Here is a 1,187-nt window from a genome sequence, read left to right on the forward strand (position 1 = left end):
ATTTTCAAATGGCAAAGCAAAAGTTCGAAAGAAGTAAACCACACGTAAATATCGGAACAATAGGTCACGTAGACCACGGTAAGACTACATTAACAGCAGCTATTACAACAGTATTAGCAAACAGAGGATTCGCAGAAGCGTTCAACTACGCTGATATCGATAAGGCTCCAGAAGAAAAAGAAAGAGGAATCACAATCAATACAGCTCACGTTGAATACGAAACAGAAAACAGACACTACGCTCACGTTGACTGTCCAGGACACGCTGACTACGTTAAGAACATGATCACAGGGGCTGCTCAAATGGACGGAGCTATCTTAGTTTGTTCAGCAGCAGATGGTCCAATGCCTCAAACAAGAGAGCACATCCTACTAGCTTCAAGAGTTGGTGTTGACTACATCGTTGTATTCTTAAACAAAGCAGATATGGTTGACGACGAAGAATTATTAGAATTAGTTGAAATGGAAGTTAGAGAATTATTATCTGAATACAACTTCCCAGGAGATGACATTCCAGTAATCAAAGGATCAGCTTTAAGAGCATTAGAAAACCCAACAGATCCAGAAGCAACAGCTTGTATCATCGAGTTAATGGATGCTGTAGATAGCTACATCCCAACTCCAGAAAGAGCAACAGATAAGCCATTCTTAATGCCAGTAGAAGACGTATTTACAATCACTGGTAGAGGAACAGTTGCAACAGGAAGAGTTGAAAGAGGAATTCTTCACGTATCAGACGAAGTAGAAATCGTTGGATTAATGGAAGAAAAGAGAAAAGTAGTTGTAACAGGAATCGAAATGTTCAGAAAGTTACTAGACGAAGCACAAGCTGGAGATAACATCGGAGCATTATTAAGAGGTGTTCAAAGAACAGACATCGAAAGAGGTCAAGTATTAGCAAAAGTTGGATCAGTAAATCCACACAGCAAGTTCGTAGGTCAAGTATACGTACTTAAGAAAGATGAAGGTGGTAGACATACTCCATTCTTCGATGGATACAGACCACAATTCTACTTCAGAACAACAGACGTTACAGGATCAATCAAATTACCAGAAGGAATGGAAATGGTTATGCCTGGAGACCATATCGATATGAACGTTGAGTTAATCACTCAAGTAGCTATGGATGAAGGTTTAAGATTCGCTATCAGAGAAGGTGGAAGAACTGTAGGTTCAGGAGTTGTTACT

Annotated in this window: 1 protein-coding gene; it reads left to right on the forward strand. The window is 39.8% G+C overall.

Annotated features, from left to right (window positions below):
- Positions 1-8: 8 nt before the first annotated feature.
- On the forward strand, positions 9-1,187 hold a 1,179-nt coding region (gene tuf / locus HMPREF0216_RS08965), incomplete at its 3' end, for an elongation factor Tu (protein ID WP_040419548.1).

This window comes from Clostridium celatum DSM 1785, from assembly GCF_000320405.1.
Classification (GTDB): Bacteria; Bacillota; Clostridia; order Clostridiales; family Clostridiaceae; genus Clostridium; species Clostridium celatum.